The organism is Clostridium bornimense (genome assembly GCF_018917145.1).
GTDB classification, from domain to species: domain Bacteria; phylum Bacillota; class Clostridia; order Clostridiales; family Clostridiaceae; genus Clostridium_AN; species Clostridium_AN bornimense_A.
The window spans coordinates 161,761-182,536 of sequence record NZ_JAHLOD010000001.1 but is presented as its reverse complement, the minus strand read 5'-3'; the positions used below and the strand labels follow the sequence as shown (position 1 = coordinate 182,536).

Here is a 20,776-nt window from a genome sequence, read left to right as displayed (position 1 = left end):
CAATATCCGATACCAGAAAATAAGAGAATACTTGCTTATAAAGCAGAGTTAGAAGCAAAGAAAAAAAGAGCATCATGATAAATGCGACTAACAACGTAGTCGCATAATCATATATCTTTTATTTATTTTGATTGTCTACTTGACAGGAGTCAGATCAGAAAGAATGTGGCAGCTTTTTCTAGTATATTTAATCAGTGTACAGTGATGGAGGAAATTCCTGCGGAATTTCTTAGAATATAAGTGTTGAGTTAAATGTTATAAGTTAGACTATGTTTCTTATTTAGATTATAGTTGAGCCCTGTGCCTTCTTACCTGTGCCATGATAAAAGAAATTATCGCTTACAAATTTTCATTTATTAATGCGACAGTCGTCGTTTAAAATATGAATTGTGACTATATTACAATTTGAATTTGTATTAAATAAAATATATAATTTTATATACGATTGATTTTAAAATAAAAATAATTAATATAAAGGTGAATAAAATGGAAAGAAGAATTACTAAGAAAGTTAAAGTGGGGAATTTATATATAGGGGGAGATGCGCCTATTTCAATACAATCTATGACAAATACTGATACTAGAGATGCAGAAAAAACTTTAGAGCAAATAAGAGCTTTAAGGGCAGCAGGAGTAGATATAGTTAGATGTGCAGTTCCAGATATGGAGGCAGCTGATGCATTAAAAACTATAACGTCTAATATTGATATTCCTATAGTTGCAGATATTCATTTTGATTATAGACTAGCATTAAAGGCTATAGAAAATGGTGTTGCAAAACTTAGAGTTAATCCGGGAAATATCGGTGCTAAGTGGAAGTTAGAAGAAGTAGCGAAAGCTGCTAAAGCTAAAAATATACCGATAAGAATTGGTGTCAATTCTGGATCTTTAGAAAAAGATATATTAAATAAATATGGATCAGTAAAAGCTGAGGCTTTAGTTGAAAGTGCTTTAAAAAGTATAGATATGTTAGAAAATGTGAATTTTGATGATATAGTTGTTTCTATAAAATCTGCAAATGTAAAAATGATGATAGAATCTTATAGATTATTTTCAGAAAAAAGTAATTATCCTGTACATTTAGGTGTAACGGAGGCAGGAACACCTTTTAGAGGTACTATAAAATCATCAGTAGGATTAGGAGCCTTATTAAGTGAAGGTATTGGTGATACTTTAAGAGTATCTTTAACAGGAGATCCTACAGAAGAGGTTAAAGTAGCTATTGAAGTATTGAAGGCTCTTGAAATAAGAAAAGGTGGACTTGAATTTATATCATGTCCAACATGCGGAAGAACAGAAATAGATTTAATAGGAATTGCTAATACTGTGGAGAAAAAATTAGCAGCAATAAATAAGGATATTAAAGTTGCGGTAATGGGTTGTGTAGTAAATGGACCTGGAGAAGCAAGAGAAGCTGATATTGGTATTGCTGGCGGTAAAGGAGAAGGAATAATCTTTAGAAAAGGTGTAATAGTAAAGAAATGCAAAGAAGAAGAATTAGTAGATGAACTAATGAAGGAGATAGAGGCTTTATAGATTTACAAACGGAGGAAGTGTATGGATAGGCTGGTTGAAAAAATCAATTTAGCAATAGATGAAGATAAAATTTTAAAAGCATTAAAAATTAAGGTAACGAAGTTTCAATATCTAAAAAAGAGCCAGCGACTAAGAGTATTACTAAAAGGTGAAAATGATATAGATGATACTGTAGTATATGCTGTAAAAAAGATAGTTTTAAGTAATATTGGTATATTTGATGATTGTGATGTGTTATATTCTAAAGATCTTAGTAATATAACATTAGAAGAGTTAACAAATAACTACTGGAGTGATTTTATACATTTAACTTTAGAAAAAAAGAAGGTTTTATATAGAGCTTTAAGTTCTTGTGAAAAGGTAATTAATAACGAAGACGTTAAGCTTATTGTTGATAGTAAGTTCATTTTTCAATATTTACATGACAATAGAATGGATTTATTTTTAAAAGAAAAAGCTAAAGAACTATTTGGAGTTACTACTAATTTTTCTTTTAGCTTTGATGAAAAGGCAATGGAGACGTATATAAAAGATAGAGAAGAAGAAAGTAGAGAGATTATATCTAAAGTTATAAAATCCTCAGGAGAAGTTAAGAAAGAAGCTAAGAGCAAAGATAATAATCAAAGTAAGGAAAGACCTTCAAATCCATATATGCAAAAAGGACGAAAGAGTGAACCTAAAGATGAAAATACGTTATATGGTAAAAAGATTGTTGTAGAAGAAATAACTAAAATTGCAGATATAAATATGGGCTCTGGTTATGTAACAATAAAAGGAGATTTATTTAAAATTGATGTTTTTGAAACTAAAGCAGGAAGGAAGATAATCTCTTTATTTGTAACAGATTATACATCATCAATTATAGTAAAAGTATTTCCAAAAGGGGATACTGCAGATGAGCTATTAGAAAATATAAAGAAAGGTATGCATCTTATATTAAGAGGTGAAGCTGCATATGATTCTTTTGCAAGAGAGGTTACTATTTCATGTAGAGATATAAATCTTTCAAAAAAAGTAGAGAGAATGGATACAGCAACAGAAAAGAGAGTTGAATTACATCTTCATAGTACAATGAGTGCGATGGATGGCATTACTTCGATAAGTAGACTTGTTGAGAGAGCAGCGAAGTGGGGACATAAAGCTATTGCACTAACAGATCATGGTGTAGTTCAAGGATTTCCAGAAGCTATGGATGCTGCCAGAAAAAATAATATCAAGATGATATATGGCGTAGAAGGCTATGTAGTAAATGATGGAGAGCCTATTGTAATAAATCCTGAAGATAAAACTATAGATAGTGAATTTGTAGTGTTTGATATAGAAACTACAGGTTTTTCATCTATTAATGATAAGATAATAGAAATCGGAGCTGTTAAAGTTAAAGATGGTAATATAGTAGATAGATTTTCACATTTTGTTAATCCTGAGGTAAACATTCCTGCAAAGATAATTGAACTTACAGGGATAACTGATGATATGGTAAAAGATGCTGATACCGTGGATATAGTCTTAAAAAACTTTAGAGAGTTTACAAAAGGGGCTATTTTGGTAGCACATAATGCTCCTTTTGATACCTCTTTTATAAAGAAAAATTATAAAGACTTAGGTATAGAGTTTGATAACGGCATAATGGATACTATACCATTAAGTAAGTTTTTATATCCAGATTTAAAAAGGTACAAATTGAATGTTATTTGTAAACATCTTGGGATTTCTCTTGAAAATCATCATAGAGCTGTAGATGATGCAGAAGCTACAGCAGAAATATTATTACATTCATTTAAGGTGTTAAAAGAAGATAACATAAGTTTATTGAGTGATTTAAATAATAAATATATAAGTAATACTGATGTGAAAAAGTTACCTAGTCATCATATAATAATTTTTGCTATAAATCAGTTAGGTTGTAAAAACTTATATAAGCTTATATCTAAATCAAATTTAGAATACTTTTTTAGAACACCAAGAATGCCAAAGTCGGAAATTGCTTCTTTAAGGGAAGGACTCTTAATTGGATCTGCTTGTGAAGCTGGTGAAGTTTATAAGGAGATTATGCTTGGTAGAAGTGATGAAGAAATGGAGAAGATTATATCTTTTTATGATTATTTAGAGATACAACCAGTAGGTAATAATCAATTTATGATTGAAAAAGGTATAGTGAAAGACTTTGATGAGTTAAGAGAAATTAATAAAAGAATATACCGATTAGGCAAAAAGTACAATAAACCTGTAGTAGCAACAGGGGATGTGCATTTTCTTGATCCAGAAGATAGTGTGTTTAGAAAAATACTTATGGCTGGTAAAGGTTTCTCTGATGCTGAAAATCAGCCGCCATTATATTTGAAGACTACTAATGAAATGTTAGATGAATTTAGTTATTTAGGGAGAGAAGAAGCTTATGAAGTAGTTGTAAAGAATCCTAATAATATAGCTGATATGGTTGAGATGATTAAACCAATTCCTGATGAAACTTTTCCTCCTAAAATAGATGGAGCAGAAGAGGAACTTAGAGAAATGACATTAAATAAGGTTCATTCTATATATGGAGATGACTTGCCAGACATTGTTCAAAAGAGATTAGATAAAGAATTAAATTCTATTATAAATAATGGATATGCAGTTTTATATCTTATAGCACAGAAACTAGTAGCAAAGTCGTATTCAGATGGATATTTAGTTGGATCTAGAGGATCTGTTGGATCTTCTTTTGTAGCTACAATGTCGGGGATTACAGAGGTTAATGGATTGCCACCTCATTATGTGTGTCCTAAGTGTAAATATTCTCATTTTTTTGATGATGGGTCTGTAGCATCTGGAGCAGATTTGCCAGATAAGGAATGTCCAAAATGTGGAACGATGCTTAGTAAGGATGGACATGATATACCATTCGAAACTTTCTTAGGTTTTGAAGGTGATAAGGAACCAGATATTGACCTTAACTTCTCTGGTGATAACCAAGGTGATATTCATAAATATTGTGAGGTACTATTTGGTGAAGGTCATACATTTAAAGCTGGTACAATTGGTACTATAGCAGATAAGACTGCATATGGTTTTGTTAAAAAGTATTTAGATGAAAAAGAAATTATTGTTTCATCAGCAGAAATTGAAAGATTATCACAAGGATGTACAGGAGTTAAGAGAACAACGGGACAACATCCTGGAGGAATAATGGTTGTACCGGCAGATAATGAAATTTATAATTTTACTCCAGTACAAAGACCTGCAGATGATCCAACTTCAGATATTGTAACAACTCACTTTGATTATCATTCTATAAGTGGAAGACTGTTAAAATTAGATATACTTGGACATGATGATCCTACGGTACTTAGAATGTTACAAGATTTAACTGGTGTGGATCCAAAGTCTATTCCACTTGGAGATCCTAAAGTTATGAGCCTTTTCACATCACCAGAAGCGTTAGGTTTAACTAGAGAAGAATTGGAGTGTGAAGTAGGAAGTTATGGATTGCCTGAGTTTGGTACTAAGTTCGTTAGACAAATGCTTGTAGATACTCAGCCACAGACATTTGCTGATATTGTAAGAATATCAGGGTTATCTCATGGTACAGATGTATGGCTTAATAATGCTCAGTATTTTATAAAAGAAGGATATACAACACTAAAAGATTGCATTGCTACAAGAGATGATATTATGGTGTATCTAATATATCAAGGACTACCACCGAAGGAAGCTTTCAACATAATGGAGAAAGTAAGAAAAGGAAAAGGTCTATCAGAAGAAAATGAAGAATTAATGAGAGAAAAGAATGTTCCGGATTGGTATATTGAATCTTGTAAAAGAATAAAGTATATGTTCCCTAAAGGTCATGCTGTGGCTTATTGTATGATGGCTGTTAGAATTGCTTATTTTAAAGTATATTATCCTAGAGCATATTATGCTACTTATTTTACAGTAAGAGGCGATGATTTTGATGGTAATCTAATAATAAAAGGTGAAATGACGATAAAGGCTAAAATAGATGAGTTTAATAATTCAGCAGAGCTTTCTGTTAAAGATAAAGGATTACTTACAACTCTTGAAATATGTTATGAAATGTATAAGAGGGGTATAAAATTCTTAAAAGTGGATATATATAAATCTGATGCAAATAAGTTTATTATAGAAGATGATAGTATAAGAATGCCTATAAGTGCATTAAATGGTGTAGGCGAAAATGCTGCAAAAAGTATATTTGAAGCAGCAAAAGATGGAGAGTTTATTTCTAAAGAAGATTTAAGAACTAGAGCTAAAGTATCAAAGACAGTTATTGAAACTTTAGATGAACATGGATGTTTAGAAGGGCTTCCAGATACTAACCAATTATCACTATTTAGTCTATAAATAGTAAAAGACTTGATATTTATTTCTATATGTGTTACTATAGAAATAATAAAAACGAATATAAGTTATGACATAAAGAGTGGGTGATCCCGCTCTTTTGTTTGTTTGTTAAATATTTATAGGGTTTTTGTAAATGCTATATAGTAAGGAGGGATAATATGAACGGAGATGTATTAGTACAAAAAATTACTGATTTAGTTAGACCAATAGTAGAAGGAAAAGGATATATTTTATATCATGTTGAATATGTAAAAGAAGCAGGAGACAATTATTTAAGAATCTACATAGATAAAGAAGATGGTGGTGTAGGACTTAGTGACTGCGAAATGGTAAGTCGTAGAATAAGTGAATTAGTGGATGAAAATGATCCTATAGAAGATAAATATTTTCTTGAGGTTTCATCTCCAGGAATTTTTAGAACGCTATTTACCGATGAACATTTAGAAAAATATACAGGTGAACAAGTTGATATAAAAACTAAAAGTGTATTTAAAGGTAAAAAGAAATTAACAGGAATATTAAAATCTTTTGATATAAATAATATTATTTTAAATTTAGATGGTGAAGATTTAGAGATTCCAAGAGAAAAAATAAAAATAGTTAATCTAAATAATTTTAGTTTTTAATGGGGAGAATTAAGGAGGTAAAAAAATGAATGCAGAGTTTATTGAGGCATTAAAAGAAATTGCTAAAAGTAAAGAGATAAGTGAAGATTTTATATTTACTACTTTAGAGGATGCATTAATTGCAGCATATAAGAAAAATTATTCATCTAAAAATGGTGAAGGAAACCAAAATGTTGTTATAGAAATAAACAGAGAAACTGGAGAAAATCATATCTATGCAAGAAAAAATATAGTTGATACTGTAGAAAATGATGTTTTAGAGATTTCTCTTGAGGATGCAAAGAAAATAGATCCAAGATATGAAGTTGGAGAAGTAGTTAATATTGAAGTTACTCCAAAAGATTTTGGTAGAGTAGCTGCACAATCAGCTAGACAAGTGGTTATTCAAAGAATAAAAGAAGCTGAAAGAGCTAACATATATAACTATTATATTCAAAAAGAACATGACCTAATAACAGGAACAGTACTTAGAAAAGATAAGAATACTATATTATTAAACTTAGATAAGATAGAAACTGTTTTAGGACCAAATGAACAAATTCCAGGTGAAGATTATAAGTTCAACGAACAAATAAAATTATATGTTGTAGAAGTTAAGAATACTACTAAAGGTGCACAAGTAGTTGTATCAAGAACTCATAAAGATTTAGTTAAAAGATTATTTGAATTAGAAGTTCCAGAAATATATGATGGAACAGTTGAAATTAAATCTATAGCTAGAGAACCAGGTTCTAGAACAAAGATTGCTGTATATTCTAACGATGAAGATGTAGATGCAATGGGTGCTTGTGTTGGTCCTAAAGGAACTAGAGTACAAAATATTGTTAATGAATTAAAAAATGAAAAGATAGATATAATCAAATGGAGTAAGCTACCAGAAGAATATATATCAAATGCATTATCTCCTGCAAATGTGTTAGAAGTAAATATAACAGATGAAGAAAACAAAGAAGCAGTAGTTGTTGTTGATGAAAGTCAATTATCATTAGCAATTGGTAAAGAAGGTCAAAATGTAAGACTTGCTGCTAAGTTAACTGGTTGGAAGATAGATATAAAAAGCAAAAAAGTAGAAGAATAAAAGTAGGTGGATTTTTATGAAAGTTAAAAAAATACCTAAAAGAATGTGCACTGGTTGTATGGAAATGAAACCTAAAAAAGAACTTATTAGAGTAGTAAGAAATAAAGAGGGTGAAGTTTCTATAGATTTAGTAGGGAAAAAACCAGGCAGAGGTGCATATATATGCAATGATGCGGATTGTCTTGAGAAGGCTATTAAGTCTAAAAGATTGGAAAGAAATTTAGAAACGAAATTTACAGATGATATATATGAGGCATTAAAGAAGGAGATAATCGATGCAAAATAAGTTTATACAATTTCTTGGCATAGCAAAAAGATCAGGAAATGTATGTGAAGGATATAATAAAACAGAAGAATTTATCAAATTAAAGAAGTTATCTTTAGTAATTATGTCTAAAGAATCATCAGATAATACAAAGAAAAAGTTCAAGGTATATTGTGAAAAATTTAAAGTGCCTATTATCGAAAATTATAGCAAAGAAGAACTAGGAGCTATTTTGGGAAGAGAAGAAATAAATATTATAGGTATCTTAGACAAGAAGATAGGCGATAGACTTTTAGAACTAAATATAGAAGAAAGTAATTAATGGAGGTGTATCTTATTGTCAAAAGTAAGAATATATGAATTAGCAAAAGAATTAAACGTTCAAAGTAAAGAATTAATAGAGCTATTAGCGAGTGAATTTGGTATAGAAGTTAAAAATCATATGAGTGCTATCGAAGATGAAGAAGCTGAACTTATAAAAGATTTAATTGAAGAAGAAAAAAGCAAGAAAAAAGGTAAAAAAGAAAGTTTAGTTGATGAATATGAAGAAATGCTAAACGATTCTATAAAAGTTAAGAAGAACAGAAATAAGAATAAAAACAAAGAAGAAGCTAAGTTAACAGAACAAGAAAATAGTAGTGGTGAAGTTGTAATAGAAATGGAAGATACTATTACAGTAAAAGAATTATCAGAATTATTAAAAATGCCATCTATTGAAGTAATTAAAGAACTTATGTTTATGGGGGTTATGGCTGCTATAAACGCAGAAATAGATATTGCCACTGTAGAAAAGTTAGCAGAAAAGTTAGCAGATAGATTAACAGTTTTAGTAGTTAGAAAAGAAGAAAAAGCAATAGAAAAAGAAACTATGGAAGACGAAGATGAAGCTAATCTTGTTAAGAGACCTCCAGTAGTTACAGTAATGGGTCACGTTGACCATGGTAAAACTTCTCTTTTAGATGCTATAAGAAGCGCTAAAGTAACAGAAGGAGAAGCTGGTGGAATAACTCAACACATTGGTGCATACATGGCAGAAGTAAATGGTGAAATGGTTACTTTCCTTGATACTCCAGGACACGAAGCATTTACAGCTATGAGAGCGAGAGGAGCACAAGTTACAGATATCGTAGTACTTGTTGTTGCTGCAGATGACGGTATAATGCCACAAACAAAAGAAGCTATAAATCACTGTAAAGCTGCAGAGGTGCCAATTGTTGTAGCTATCAATAAAATTGATAAACCAGGTGCTAATATAGATAGAGTAAAACAAGAGTTAGCAGAAGAAGGCGTTTTAGTAGAAGATTGGGGTGGAGATGTTGCATCAGTACCAGTTTCAGCTAAGACAAGACAAGGTTTAGATGATTTACTTGAAATGATTCTTTTAACTTCAGAAATGTTAGAAGCTAAGGCAAATCCTAATAGAGATGCTAAAGGTACAGTAATAGAAGCTAAGTTAGATAAAGGAAGAGGAGCTGTTGCATCATTACTTGTACAAAATGGTACATTACATGTTGGGGATTCTATTTTAGTTGGAAATACTTATGGTAGAATCAGAGCTATGTTTGACCATAAGGGTAAAAACGTAAAAGAAGCAGGTCCATCAGTACCAGTTGAAGTTTTAGGTCTTTCAGAAGTACCAGTATCAGGAGACAAATTTGAAGTTGTTAAAGATGAAAAAACAGCTAGAAATATTGCTGAAGAAAGAAAAGAAGCAGCTAAGAGTGCTTACTTAAATACAAATAAGGTATCTCTTGAAGATTTATATAGCCAAATTCAAGAAGGTAAAGTTAAGGAATTATCAATTATTGTTAAAGCTGATGTACAAGGATCAGTTCAAGCACTTACTCAATCATTAGAAAAATTATCTACAGATGCAGTTAAAGTAAGAGTTATTCATGGTGCAGTTGGAGCTATAACTGAAACTGATGTAACTTTAGCAGCAGCATCAAATGCTATAATAATAGGATTTAATGTAAGACCAGATAATAATGCTGTAGCAATGGCTGAAAAAGAAAAAGTAGATATGGAAACATATAGAATTATCTACGATGCTATTGAAGATGTAAAATCAGCTATGATTGGTATGTTAGAACCAGAATATAAGGAAGTTGTTCTTGGAACAGCAGAAGTTAGACAGACTTATAAGATATCTTCTGTTGGTACTGTTGCAGGATGTTATGTAACTAGTGGTAAAGTAGTTAGAAATGAATCTGTAAGAGTAGTAAGAGATGGAATAGTAATCTTTGACGGAGCTTTATCATCACTTAAGAGATTCAAAGATGATGCTAAAGAAGTTGCTCAAAATTATGAGTGTGGTTTAACTATTGATAAGTTCAATGATATAAAAGAAGGAGATATTATTGAAGCCTATACAATGGAAGAAATAAAACCTTCTTCACTATAGGAGGGATAAAATATGGCAAAATATAGAGGCGGAAGAATTAATGAAGAGATGAAAAAAGAAATCTCTAACATAATTATGAATAAGATGTGGGATCCAAGACTTAAGAATTTAATGATTTCTGTCACAGCGGTAGAAGTAACTAAGGATCTTAAGTATGCAAAGGTATTTGTTTCTATCTTTGGATCAGAAGAAGAAACTATAGAAGCATTAAAGGTTATAAAGAAATCTGCTGGATTTATTAGAAAAGAAGTTAGCTCAGCAGTAAACCTTAGAAATACTCCAGAACTTATTTTTGAATTAGATAACTCAATTAATAGAGCATTGCATATTGATTCGTTACTTTCAAAAATAAAGGAGAAGGAAAACCATGAATAAAATTATAGAAAAAATAAATGAAAGCTCAAAAATTGCTTTGAGCTTTCATACATCTCCAGATGGTGACTCATTAGGGTCATCACTGGCTTTTTTACAAGGGTTAAGAACTCTTGGAAAAGAAGTATATATAGTATGCAAAGAAGATATGCCGAAGACATTTAAATTTTTACCATATTCTAATGAAATAATTAACAGTTGCGATGTTGTTAAAGAAGGTACTGATATTTTTATAGTTTTAGATTGTGGTAATCTAGAAAGAGTAAATACAAATTCAGAATTAAGTGAAAGAGATTACACTTTAATTAATATAGATCATCATATGTCAAATGATTTGTATGGTGATTTAAATTATGTAGATACTAAGGCTTCTAGTATGGGAGAAATAGTATTTATAATTCTTGAAGCTATGAATATAGAAGTAACTAAAGATATGGCAAAATGTATGTATACATCAATCCTTACTGATACCGGTTCTTTCAGACATTCCAATACAACAAGTCGAACTCATAATATAGCTGGAAAATTATTAGATACAGGTATAGATTTTTCAGAAATTCATAGACAAATATTTGATAACAAAGAATTTAATAGAGTTAAGTTTATGGGAAGAGCTATAGAATCATTGAAGCTAACTTTAGATGGAAAAGTTGGAGTAATAAAAATCAGAGATAAAGATTTTGAAGACTTTGGTATTGAAGATAAAGATACATCTGATATTGTTAATATTGGAATGAAGATAGGATCAGTAGATGTAATGATTCTTCTGAAAGAAGGTGAAGAGGGTACAAAAGTATCTCTTAGATCTAAGAATATAGTTGATGTTAGAAAAGTTGCAGAAAATTTTGGTGGTGGTGGACACGTAAGAGCATCAGGGGCAAGAATAATGAAGTCTATTGATGAATCTGAAGAACTGTTACTAAAAATTATAGAAGAAGAGTTAAAAATATGATAAATGGTGTAATAAATGTATATAAGGAGTCAGGAATGACTTCTTTTGATGTAGTAAGAAAAATAAAAAAAATAGCGGCAACTGGTAAGGTAGGGCATACTGGAACATTAGATCCAATGGCAACAGGGGTACTTCCTGTTTGTATTGGTAAAGGTACTAAATTAGTAGACTATATAATGGGTGATTATAAAGTCTATAGAGCAGAAATGAAATTAGGATTAAAAAGTGATACTTTAGATATTGAAGGAAAGATTTTATCTGAGAGACCTGTAAATTGTAGCGAAGATGATATAAGAAGCGAATTTAAAAAGTTTATAGGAGAAATCGTTCAAGTTCCACCAATGTATTCTGCTCTTAAAGTAAATGGTAAAAGACTTTATGAATTAGCAAGAGAAGGAAAAGAAGTTCATAGAGAAGGTAGAACTATTACTATATATGATATTGATATAGAAAGTATTGAAATACCTTACGTTAGATTTAAAGTTAAATGTTCAAAAGGAACATATATTAGGACTTTAATTGATGATATAGGTGAAGGATTAAAAACAGGAGCTATAATGACTAGCTTGGAAAGGGTTGAAAGTGGAGAAGCTTTTAATATTTCCAATGCATATACTCTTGAAGAAATCGAAAAATCAATAGAAGATAAAATTATATCAATAGAAGATTCCCTTAAAAAATACCCTGAGAAAAGATTTAACAAAGAAGCTGAAAAACTTCTTGTTAATGGAGTGAAAATAGGTAATCCAAAATTAATTGGAAATGTAAAAGAGGGAATATTATATAGAGTTTATGTAGAAGATTCATTTATAGGGTTAGGAATAAAGGATTCAATAGGGTTTAAAATAGAGAAGCTTTTTCTCTAAAGGGGGTTATAGTATGAAAGTTATGTATGATAACTTTTCTCAGTATCTTAAAGAACCTACATTTATAGCTTTAGGTAGTTTTGATGGTATACATAAAGGTCATAAAAAAATTATTAATACATTAAACGAACTTAGTGATAAGTGTAATATGACTTCTATGGTATATACTTTTAAAAATCATCCTAGAGATATAATTAAAGAAAAAAGTAATACTAAAAAAATTATGACGGTAGAGAGTAAGATTTCTATGTTGGAGGAATTAGGAATAGACATAGTAAATTTTGCAACTTTTGATAAAGATTATATGAAGATTATGCCGGAAGATTTTATTAAGAAATTAGTAGAACATTATAATATGAAAGGTATTGTTGTAGGTTTTAATAATAGATTTGGATATAAAAATACTGGAGACACTAATTTATTAAAACAGTTAGGTAGTAAATATGGCTTTGAGGTTATAGTAATAGATGGAGTTACATATAACAATGAAGTGATATCATCTACATTAATAAGAAATAAATTAGATAATGGAGAAGTGGAAGAGATCATTAATTACTTAGATAGACCATATTCTATTGAAGGTGTTGTTGTTGAAGGTAGGAAAATAGGTAGAACTATAGGATTTCCTACTGCTAATATAACCATAAATGAAGAAAAAATTATTCCTAAAGGTGGAGTATATTTTACAAAGGTAAAAGTAGGTAAAGAAATTTACAAAGGTATAACTAATATAGGGTATAATCCTACGGTAAATGGTAATAATCTAACTGTGGAGACACATATTCTTGGTTTTGATAAAGAAATATATGGCGAAAAGATAAAATTATACTTTATTAAAAGAATAAGAAGTGAAAAGAAATTTGACTCTATAGATGAATTAAAAGAAAGATTAAAATTAGACTATAAATTTGCAGATAAAGAAGTAATATACTGATAAATATAATTTACAACTATATTTTATTCTGCTATAATTAATACGAACCTATTCGAAGGTATACGAGTAACCGACGTTGTCCTTCAGAGTAAGGGGATAAATTTTGGAGGTGTTTTATACAATGGATAAAGCAAGAAAAGAAGAGATAATAAAAGCTTACGGAAAACATGAAGGAGACACTGGATGTCCAGAAGTTCAAATAGCTTTATTAACTGAAAGAATAAACCACTTAAATGATCATTTAAAAACTCATAAAAAAGATCACCACTCAAGAAGAGGTCTTTTAAAGATGGTTGGTCAAAGAAGAGGTTTATTAAACTACTTAATGGAAGTTGATATCGAAAGATACAGAGCTATCATTAAAGCTTTAAACTTAAGAAAGTAATTATAATAAGAGCGGTGAAATCCGCTCTATTATTTTAAAAAATATCAAAAAATACTAAATTGTTCCTTTGGAAGGAGGGTAAATATGAATCACATATTAGAAACTGAAATCGCAGGAAGAAAAATGAAAGTTGAATTTGGAAAAATTGGTATGCTTTCTAATGCTGCAACAATGGTTAGTTACGGTGACACTGTGATTATGGTAAATGCTAATGCATCAGAGGAACCAAGAGACGGGATTGACTTTTTTCCATTATCTATAGAGTATGAAGAAAGATTCTATTCAGTAGGTAAGATACCAGGTGGATTTATAAAAAGAGAAGGAAGACCTTCAGAAAGATCTATTTTAAATGCTAGAGCTATTGATAGACCTATAAGACCATTATTTCCAAAAGGATATAGAAATGATGTTCAAGTAGTATGTACGGTTTTATCAGTAGAACAAGATAATGCACCTAATATATTAGCAATGAATGCTGCTTCTCTTACACTATGCTTATCAAGCATACCTTTTACTACACCAGTAGGTACAGTATCAGTAGGGTTAATAGATGGAAAATTCATTTTAAATCCTAAGGCTGAAGAAAGAAAAGAAAGTATTCTTGACTTAACAGTATGTGCTACTAGAGAAAGAGTTATGATGATAGAAGCTGGTGGTAATGAAATTGATGAAGAAACTATGATCAGCGCTATTGATTATGGATTTAAAGAAGCACAAAAAATAATAGATTTCCAAGAAGAAGCTATGCAAAAGTTTGGAAAAGAAAAAGATGTTCCTAAACTTTATAAAGTTGATGAAGATCTTGAAAAAGAAGTAGTAGATTTTTCTTTTGATATGCTTAAAGAAGCTATGTACATAACAGATAGAGATGAAAGAAATGCTAAGCTAGAAGAAATTAAAGCTAAAATAGCTGAAGAGTTTAACGAAAAATATCCAGATAATATAGCGGATATTGGTGAAGTTATTTATAACACTCAAAAGAAAATAGTACGTCACATGATGCTTGTAGATAAAAGAAGACCAGACGGAAGAGCGTTTGATGAAATAAGAAAAATTTCTTGTGAAGTTGGATTATTACCTAGAACACACGGAACTGGTTTATTTAATAGAGGATTAACTCAAGTTATGACAGTAGCAACATTAGGTGCTATTGGAGATGTTCAAGTTATTGATGGACTTGGAGAAGAAGAATCTAAGAGATATATGCATCATTATAATTTCCCAGCATACTCAGTTGGTGAAGTTAGACCACTTAGAGGACCAGGAAGAAGAGAAATAGGTCATGGAGCTTTAGCAGAAAAAGCATTAGCACCATTAATACCTAGTGAAGAAGAATTCCCATATACTATAAGACTAGTTTCAGAAGTATTAAGTTCAAATGGATCAACTTCTCAAGCTTCAGTTTGTGGTAGTACATTAGCATTATTAGATGCTGGAGTACCTATCAAGAGACCAGCAGCAGGTATTGCTATGGGACTTATTACAAATGAAGATTTAACTGATGAAGAAGTTTTAACTGATATTCAAGGTATAGAAGATTTCTTTGGAGACATGGACTTTAAGGTTGCAGGTACTGAAAAAGGTATTACATCAATCCAAGTTGATACTAAGATTGCTGGTTTATCACCATATGTAATAAGAACAGCTATTACTGATGCAAGAAAAGCTAGATTATTCATATTAGATAAAATTAGAGAATGTATACCTGAACCACGTAAAGAACTTTCAAAATATGCACCTAGAACTCTTACTATGAGCATAGATCCTGAAAAGATAAGAGATGTTATAGGACCAGGTGGAAAAGTTATTAATAAGATTATTGCTGATACAGGTGTAAAGATAGATATTAAAGAAGATGGAAAAGTATTTATTACTTCACCAGAAGCAGAAGGAGCTAATAAAGCTTATAAGATGATTGATGACTTAACAAGAGATGTAGAAGTTGGTGAAATTTACTTAGGTAAAGTTATAAAGATCACTACTTTCGGTGCTTTTGTAGAAATATTACCTGGAAAAGAAGGCTTAGTACATATTTCTAAGTTAGATGTTAATAGGGTAAACAAAGTTGAAGATGTCGTTTCTGTGGATGATGAAATATTAGTTAAAGTAACAGAAATAGATAGTCAAGGAAGAATTAATCTTTCAAGAAAAGATGCACTTGCAGATTCAGATAATGAAAAGAATCAAGAAGATAATAAGTAGTAAAAGGGCGAAAGCCTTTTTATTTTTTTGTATAGAAAAGTATAGTAATTTCGTGTAATATCATATTATACAATTATAAAGTAATTTCGATATAGAAGAGGATGGCATGAGTATGAAAATTGTTGTACAGAAGTTTGGTGGTACATCTGTTTCCACAAAAGAGAGACGAAAGAGTGTTATAAAAAACATCAAAGAAGCTATAAAAGAAGGATTTTCACCGGTAGTAGTAGTTTCTGCAATGGGAAGAAAAGGTGAACCGTATGCTACAGATACTTTATTATCATTAGTAACTGAAGGATTTAAAGAAGAAAATAAATTAGCTACAGATTTATTAATGTGTACAGGTGAAATAATATCAACAGTAGTAATGAGTAATGATTTGTTAGAAGAAGGAATAGAAGCTATTCCATTAACAGGAGGACAAGCAGGTTTATTAACTACTGACAAATTTAATGATAGTAGAGTTTTAGAAGTAGACACTAAACTTATTTTAGAACAATTAGAAAATGGAAAGATTCCTGTAATTGCTGGATTCCAAGGGGCAACAAAGGAAGGATATTTTACTACTTTAGGTAGAGGTGGAAGTGATACTTCTGCTGCAATAATAGGGGCAGCCCTAAAAGCGGAAAAAGTAGAAATATATACAGATGTTGATGGTATAATGACTGCAGATCCTAGAATTGTTAAAAAAGCATCTTTAATTGATGAAATTTCATATAATGAGGTGTTTCAGTTAGCTGAACAAGGGGCCAAGGTTATACATCCTAGGGCTGTAGAAGTAGCTATGAAAGCAGGAATACCTCTTATAATAAAGAATACTCTTGTAGAATGTAAGGGAACGGTTATAAAAGCTACAGTAGATGAGAGTAAAAAAGGTATTATATCTGGAATAACTCATATGAAAGATAGAATTCAAGTAACGGTAGAAGATAGTAGTGGTCATTGGGATAAGCTATTTAACGAGATAGCTGCAAATAATATTTCATTAGATCTTATAAATATTTTTCCTTCAAGAAGTATATTTACTATAGATATGAAGGATCAGAAAAAGATTGAAGAGATTTTAGAAAATGAAAATCTTGAGTATAATATAGTAGCATCTTGTTCTAAGATTTCTATTATTGGAAGTAGAATGAGAGGAGTGCCGGGAGTAATGGCAAAAATAATTGCTATTCTTTCCGATAATGAAGTTGAAGTATTACAGACTGCAGATTCTCATATGACTATTTGGTGTCTTGTAAGAGATTGTGATTTAATTAAAGCTATTAATTGTCTTCATAGAGAATTTAATTTAGATAGAGAAGAATTTTAATTGTATAAAACCTCTTAAGGTTGGAATAATACCTTTAGGAGGTTTTTGTTTATGGATGAAAAAGAAAAAGAGCTTCAGTTAGCTGAGGAAAAAAAGACAGAAGAAAGTGTAAAAGAGTATGGTACAGATAAAATACCTTCAATGTCAGATAGAATAGCTCTTATTACTATTATTGGTCAAGTTGAAGGACATAATGTATTGCCACCACAAACTAAAAGTACAAAGTATGAACATTGTATACCACAATTAGTATCTATAGAAACTAATGATAAAATTGAAGGAGTCTTTATTATATTAAATACTGTTGGAGGAGATGTGGAAGCAGGTCTTGCTATAGCAGAAATGATAAGAAGTATAAGCAAACCTACAGTATCTCTTGTAATAGGGGGAAGTCATTCAATTGGAGTTCCTTTAGCAACAGCAGCTAACTATTCATTTATTTCTCCTTCAGCTACTATGATTATACATCCTGTTAGAATGAATGGACTTGTAATAGGAGCACCTCAAACTTTTGAATATTTTAATAAAATGCAAGAAAGAATATCAGATTTTATTGTACGAACATCAAAAATGGATAAAGATACTTTGAAAAAACTTATGATGCAAACAGATGAATTACTAAATGATATGGGAACTATACTTATAGGAGAACAAGCGGTAGAGTTAGGATTAATAGATCAGGTTGGTGGAATAAATGATGCTTTAAATAAACTAGAAAGTTTAATTGATATGAAGGATGATAAGGAAAAATAGAGAACTTTTACAAGGTATGGGTATGGGGGTGTATTATAGATGGTTAAGTTTTCAGTATATAATATACCTGTTTTTTTAAATTAGTAACATTTGATATAGAAATAATCGTAAATAACAATTATGATGATGTAATGTTCAGAAGTAAGAGTATAGAATAGTTAAGTATAAAGCTTTTTATTGAATTTTAAGTATTTTATTTTCGGGGATATAGTAGAGGAGTTTTTTAACCTTTAAAGTAAGCGCTGCTACTTGACGATAGTGGAAAAAATAGAATAGGATATAATGAGAAATTCATGATTAAAATATGGAATATTTCATTATAAGGAATCGTCTTTAAAAAGAATATTCTTGATGTAGAAGTTATTGGTTATTGGTACTCCCGAAGCTTTAAATTTTATAAGTGGAGAGTAGTTCACAGTAATTCACTTATAGTGTAAAATTATAAAATGGGGTGATGATATGTCAAAGAAAAAAGTTCAGAGTAAAAATAGTAAAAAGAAGAAACAGCAACAGAAAAAGATAAACAGTGACATACTAGGAATTACACTAATAGCAGTAGGTATATTTTTACTTGTTACATACATAAATACTAGTTTTACAGGTTTCCTTGGAAGGGTATCGATGAATATAACTAGGTCTTTATTTGGGCTGGGGATATTCGTATTACCTTTTTTGTTATCCATTATAGGGTATACATATATTAAAAGTAAAGGAAGAGTTGTTTTTACAAAAAGATTTATTGGACTTATGATGTTTTTTGCAACTACACTATTATTATTTGCAGATATAAGCTATGAAAGTTTTTATAGAGCTGGAGGAATAAGAGCTTTTATTAGTACTACATCTTTTTTTCATGGAGGAATGATAGCGTATACTCTAATGACACCAATTAGATCATTTATCGGTGAGGTAGGTAGTTACATACTTTTAATATTATTATATTTCATTTCTTATCTTGTTATGTTTGATACAAGCATAAAAGAAGTATTAGGTTATATAATTTCTAAAAAGCCTGAGAGAAGTGAGAAATGGGTAGAAGAAGAAAAAGAAATTGTTAAAGATAAAGAAGTTAAAAATAATAACAATAGTATAGATAAAACTGATAGGATAAAGATAAAAAATTTCGAGGAGTCTAAAGGTGAGGAAAGTTCTAAGGGTTCAAAGGACAGTGAAGAATCAGCAGAAGATATTACAGTTGAATTAGAAACTAAAATAAATAATTATCTTGAAGAAGAGTACAAGCTTCCTGATACTAATTTTTTAAAAGAAAATGCTGCTGTAAAAATGAACAAGCATGATAAAAAAGAGTTGCTTGATAGTGCAGCAAAATTGGAAGAGACTCTTAAGAGTTTTGGAGTAAATGCTAAAGTTATAGAAGTTTCAAAAGGTCCTTCGGTAACAAGATATGAGTTACAACCTAGTGCTGGAGTAAAGGTATCTAAGATAATAAATCTTAGTGATGATATAGCTCTAAATCTAGCTGCAAAAGGGGTAAGAATAGAAGCTCCGATACCAGGAAAGTCTGCTGTGGGAATTGAGATACCAAATCAAGTAACATCAGCAGTATTTTTAAGAGAAGTATTAGATTCAGATGTATTTAAAAATAGTAAAAGTAAATTAGCTTTCGCTTTAGGAAAAGATATAAGTGGAAATTGTGTTGTAGCAGATCTTACTAAAATGCCACATTTACTTATTGCTGGTGCTACTGGATCAGGAAAATCAGTATGTATTAATACTCTTATAATATCTATTTTATATAAATATTCACCTAATGATGTTAAACTTCTTATGGTAGATCCAAAAGTTGTAGAATTAAATATATACAATGGAATTCCGCATTTGTTAATACCGGTAGTTACAAATCCTAAGAAAGCTGCTGGAGCATTAAATTGGGCAGTAAATGAGATGACAAAGAGATATAATATATTTGCTGAAACTGGTGTAAGAAATATAGAGGGATATAATGAACTATATGAAAAAGGCAAAGTAGAAAATAAAATGCAATGGATAGTTATAATCATTGATGAGTTGGCAGATCTTATGATGGTTTGTCCAGGAGATGTTGAGGATTATATAGCAAGACTTGCGCAAATGGCGAGAGCAGCAGGAATGCATTTAGTTATAGCAACTCAAAGACCATCTGTAGATGTAATAACTGGTGTTATTAAAGCTAATATACCATCAAGAATATCTTTTGCAGTATCATCGCAAATAGATTCTAGAACAATATTAGACTCATCAGGAGCAGAAAAGTTATTAGGTAAAGGTGATATGTTATATTATCCAGTAGGTGAATCAAAACCTATAAGAGTTCAAGGCGCATTTATAACAGAGGAAGAAGTTGAAAAAGTTGTTGGATATATTAAGTCTCAAGGAGAGAGTGTTGATTATAAAGAAGAAATTATTGAAGCTATAAATAGTGCACATACAAAAGGAACTTCTACTGATAGTAGTGAAGATGATGAACTTTTAGGAGAAGCTATAAAAATTGTAACGGAAGAAGGACAAGCATCTGCATCAATGTTACAAAGACGAATGAGAGTAGGATATAATAGAGCTGCAAGGATGATAGACTCTATGGAGGAAAAAGGAATAATATCAGGAAAAGATGGAAGTAAACCAAGAACAGTATTAAAAAGAGGTACAGAAGAACAGTAGAAAAATAGGAATAAGTTCTATATATATATTAATGATAAAATAATTATTTTGGTAAAGAATATAGATAAAACACAATAAATTTCTTG

15 protein-coding genes and 2 pseudogenes are annotated in these 20,776 nt (G+C 30.4%); all 17 read left to right on the top strand.

What is annotated here, in order from left to right; genetic code table 11:
• Positions 1 to 486 precede the first annotated feature (486 nt).
• A complete protein-coding gene (gene ispG / locus KQI30_RS00875) occupies positions 487 to 1,536 on the top strand; it encodes a flavodoxin-dependent (E)-4-hydroxy-3-methylbut-2-enyl-diphosphate synthase (RefSeq protein ID WP_216461273.1) in 1,050 nt (349 codons plus the stop codon).
• 21 nt (positions 1,537 to 1,557) lie between these two features.
• Positions 1,558 to 5,883 carry a PolC-type DNA polymerase III gene (locus KQI30_RS00870; RefSeq protein ID WP_216461272.1) on the top strand — a complete coding sequence of 1,442 codons (4,326 nt, stop codon included), beginning with the start codon at positions 1,558 to 1,560 and terminating at the stop codon, positions 5,881 to 5,883.
• A 158-nt stretch (positions 5,884 to 6,041) separates the two neighbouring features.
• Positions 6,042 to 6,509: a ribosome maturation factor RimP gene (gene rimP, locus KQI30_RS00865; RefSeq protein ID WP_216461271.1), complete on the top strand. Its 468-nt coding sequence runs from the start codon at positions 6,042 to 6,044 to the stop codon at positions 6,507 to 6,509.
• A gap of 25 nt (positions 6,510 to 6,534) precedes the next feature.
• Positions 6,535 to 7,587, top strand: a complete 1,053-nt coding sequence (gene nusA, locus KQI30_RS00860) for a transcription termination factor NusA (RefSeq protein WP_216461270.1) — start codon at positions 6,535 to 6,537, stop codon at positions 7,585 to 7,587.
• 16 nt (positions 7,588 to 7,603) lie between these two features.
• Positions 7,604 to 7,873 (top strand): RNase P modulator RnpM, encoded by a 270-nt coding sequence (gene rnpM, locus KQI30_RS00855; protein WP_216461269.1) that lies wholly within the window; start codon positions 7,604 to 7,606, stop codon positions 7,871 to 7,873.
• The gene (locus tag KQI30_RS00850) at positions 7,863 to 8,174 is read left to right on the top strand and encodes a ribosomal L7Ae/L30e/S12e/Gadd45 family protein (RefSeq protein WP_216461268.1); all 312 of its coding nucleotides are present in this window, start codon (positions 7,863 to 7,865) and stop codon (positions 8,172 to 8,174) included. Before rnpM ends, KQI30_RS00850 begins: the two co-directional genes overlap by 11 nt.
• Before the next feature lie 15 nt (positions 8,175 to 8,189).
• A complete protein-coding gene (gene infB, locus KQI30_RS00845) occupies positions 8,190 to 10,256 on the top strand; it encodes a translation initiation factor IF-2 (RefSeq protein WP_216461267.1) in 2,067 nt (688 codons plus the stop codon).
• A gap of 12 nt (positions 10,257 to 10,268) precedes the next feature.
• On the top strand, positions 10,269 to 10,631 hold the full coding sequence (gene rbfA, locus KQI30_RS00840; RefSeq protein ID WP_216461266.1) for a 30S ribosome-binding factor RbfA: 363 nt from the start codon (positions 10,269 to 10,271) through the stop codon (positions 10,629 to 10,631).
• The gene (locus tag KQI30_RS00835) at positions 10,624 to 11,580 is read left to right on the top strand and encodes a DHH family phosphoesterase (protein ID WP_216461265.1); all 957 of its coding nucleotides are present in this window, start codon (positions 10,624 to 10,626) and stop codon (positions 11,578 to 11,580) included. The genes rbfA and KQI30_RS00835 overlap by 8 nt, the downstream gene beginning before the upstream one ends.
• Complete coding sequence (gene truB / locus KQI30_RS00830) at positions 11,580 to 12,446, top strand: tRNA pseudouridine(55) synthase TruB (RefSeq protein WP_216461279.1); 867 nt, start codon at positions 11,580 to 11,582, stop codon at positions 12,444 to 12,446. Before KQI30_RS00835 ends, truB begins: the two co-directional genes overlap by 1 nt.
• Before the next feature lie 13 nt (positions 12,447 to 12,459).
• Positions 12,460 to 13,380, top strand: coding sequence for a bifunctional riboflavin kinase/FAD synthetase (locus KQI30_RS00825; protein ID WP_216461264.1), 921 nt, complete (start codon positions 12,460 to 12,462; stop codon positions 13,378 to 13,380).
• A 121-nt stretch (positions 13,381 to 13,501) separates the two neighbouring features.
• Positions 13,502 to 13,765 carry a 30S ribosomal protein S15 gene (gene rpsO, locus KQI30_RS00820; RefSeq protein WP_216461263.1) on the top strand — a complete coding sequence of 88 codons (264 nt, stop codon included), beginning with the start codon at positions 13,502 to 13,504 and terminating at the stop codon, positions 13,763 to 13,765.
• A gap of 84 nt (positions 13,766 to 13,849) precedes the next feature.
• Positions 13,850 to 15,967, top strand: coding sequence for a polyribonucleotide nucleotidyltransferase (locus KQI30_RS00815; protein WP_216461262.1), 2,118 nt, complete (start codon positions 13,850 to 13,852; stop codon positions 15,965 to 15,967).
• Positions 15,968 to 16,079: 112 nt separating this feature from the next.
• Entirely contained in the window at positions 16,080 to 17,279 is a 1,200-nt protein-coding gene (dapG, locus tag KQI30_RS00810) for an aspartate kinase (RefSeq protein WP_216461261.1), read from the top strand.
• Positions 17,280 to 17,330: 51 nt separating this feature from the next.
• Positions 17,331 to 18,032, top strand: a complete 702-nt coding sequence (locus KQI30_RS00805; RefSeq protein WP_216461260.1) for a ClpP family protease — start codon at positions 17,331 to 17,333, stop codon at positions 18,030 to 18,032.
• A gap of 459 nt (positions 18,033 to 18,491) precedes the next feature.
• Positions 18,492 to 19,010, top strand: a pseudogene (locus KQI30_RS17665) (DNA translocase FtsK 4TM domain-containing protein); the annotation flags it as partial.
• 219 nt (positions 19,011 to 19,229) lie between these two features.
• Positions 19,230 to 20,690: pseudogene (locus KQI30_RS00800) on the top strand (DNA translocase FtsK); the annotation flags it as partial.
• Between the last annotated feature and the right edge of the window lie 86 nt (positions 20,691 to 20,776).

Coding starts and splice junctions, on each gene's coding strand:
- KQI30_RS00870 (WP_216461272.1), top strand. CDS start 1,558: ATGGATAGGCTGGTTGAAAAAATCAATTTAGCAATAGATGAAGATAAA.
- dapG (WP_216461261.1), top strand. CDS start 16,080: ATGAAAATTGTTGTACAGAAGTTTGGTGGTACATCTGTTTCCACAAAA.
- rpsO (WP_216461263.1), top strand. CDS start 13,502: ATGGATAAAGCAAGAAAAGAAGAGATAATAAAAGCTTACGGAAAACAT.
- rnpM (WP_216461269.1), top strand. CDS start 7,604: ATGAAAGTTAAAAAAATACCTAAAAGAATGTGCACTGGTTGTATGGAA.
- KQI30_RS00850 (WP_216461268.1), top strand. CDS start 7,863: ATGCAAAATAAGTTTATACAATTTCTTGGCATAGCAAAAAGATCAGGA.
- ispG (WP_216461273.1), top strand. CDS start 487: ATGGAAAGAAGAATTACTAAGAAAGTTAAAGTGGGGAATTTATATATA.
- KQI30_RS00825 (WP_216461264.1), top strand. CDS start 12,460: ATGAAAGTTATGTATGATAACTTTTCTCAGTATCTTAAAGAACCTACA.
- rimP (WP_216461271.1), top strand. CDS start 6,042: ATGAACGGAGATGTATTAGTACAAAAAATTACTGATTTAGTTAGACCA.
- rbfA (WP_216461266.1), top strand. CDS start 10,269: ATGGCAAAATATAGAGGCGGAAGAATTAATGAAGAGATGAAAAAAGAA.
- nusA (WP_216461270.1), top strand. CDS start 6,535: ATGAATGCAGAGTTTATTGAGGCATTAAAAGAAATTGCTAAAAGTAAA.
- KQI30_RS00835 (WP_216461265.1), top strand. CDS start 10,624: ATGAATAAAATTATAGAAAAAATAAATGAAAGCTCAAAAATTGCTTTG.
- KQI30_RS00815 (WP_216461262.1), top strand. CDS start 13,850: ATGAATCACATATTAGAAACTGAAATCGCAGGAAGAAAAATGAAAGTT.
- KQI30_RS00805 (WP_216461260.1), top strand. CDS start 17,331: ATGGATGAAAAAGAAAAAGAGCTTCAGTTAGCTGAGGAAAAAAAGACA.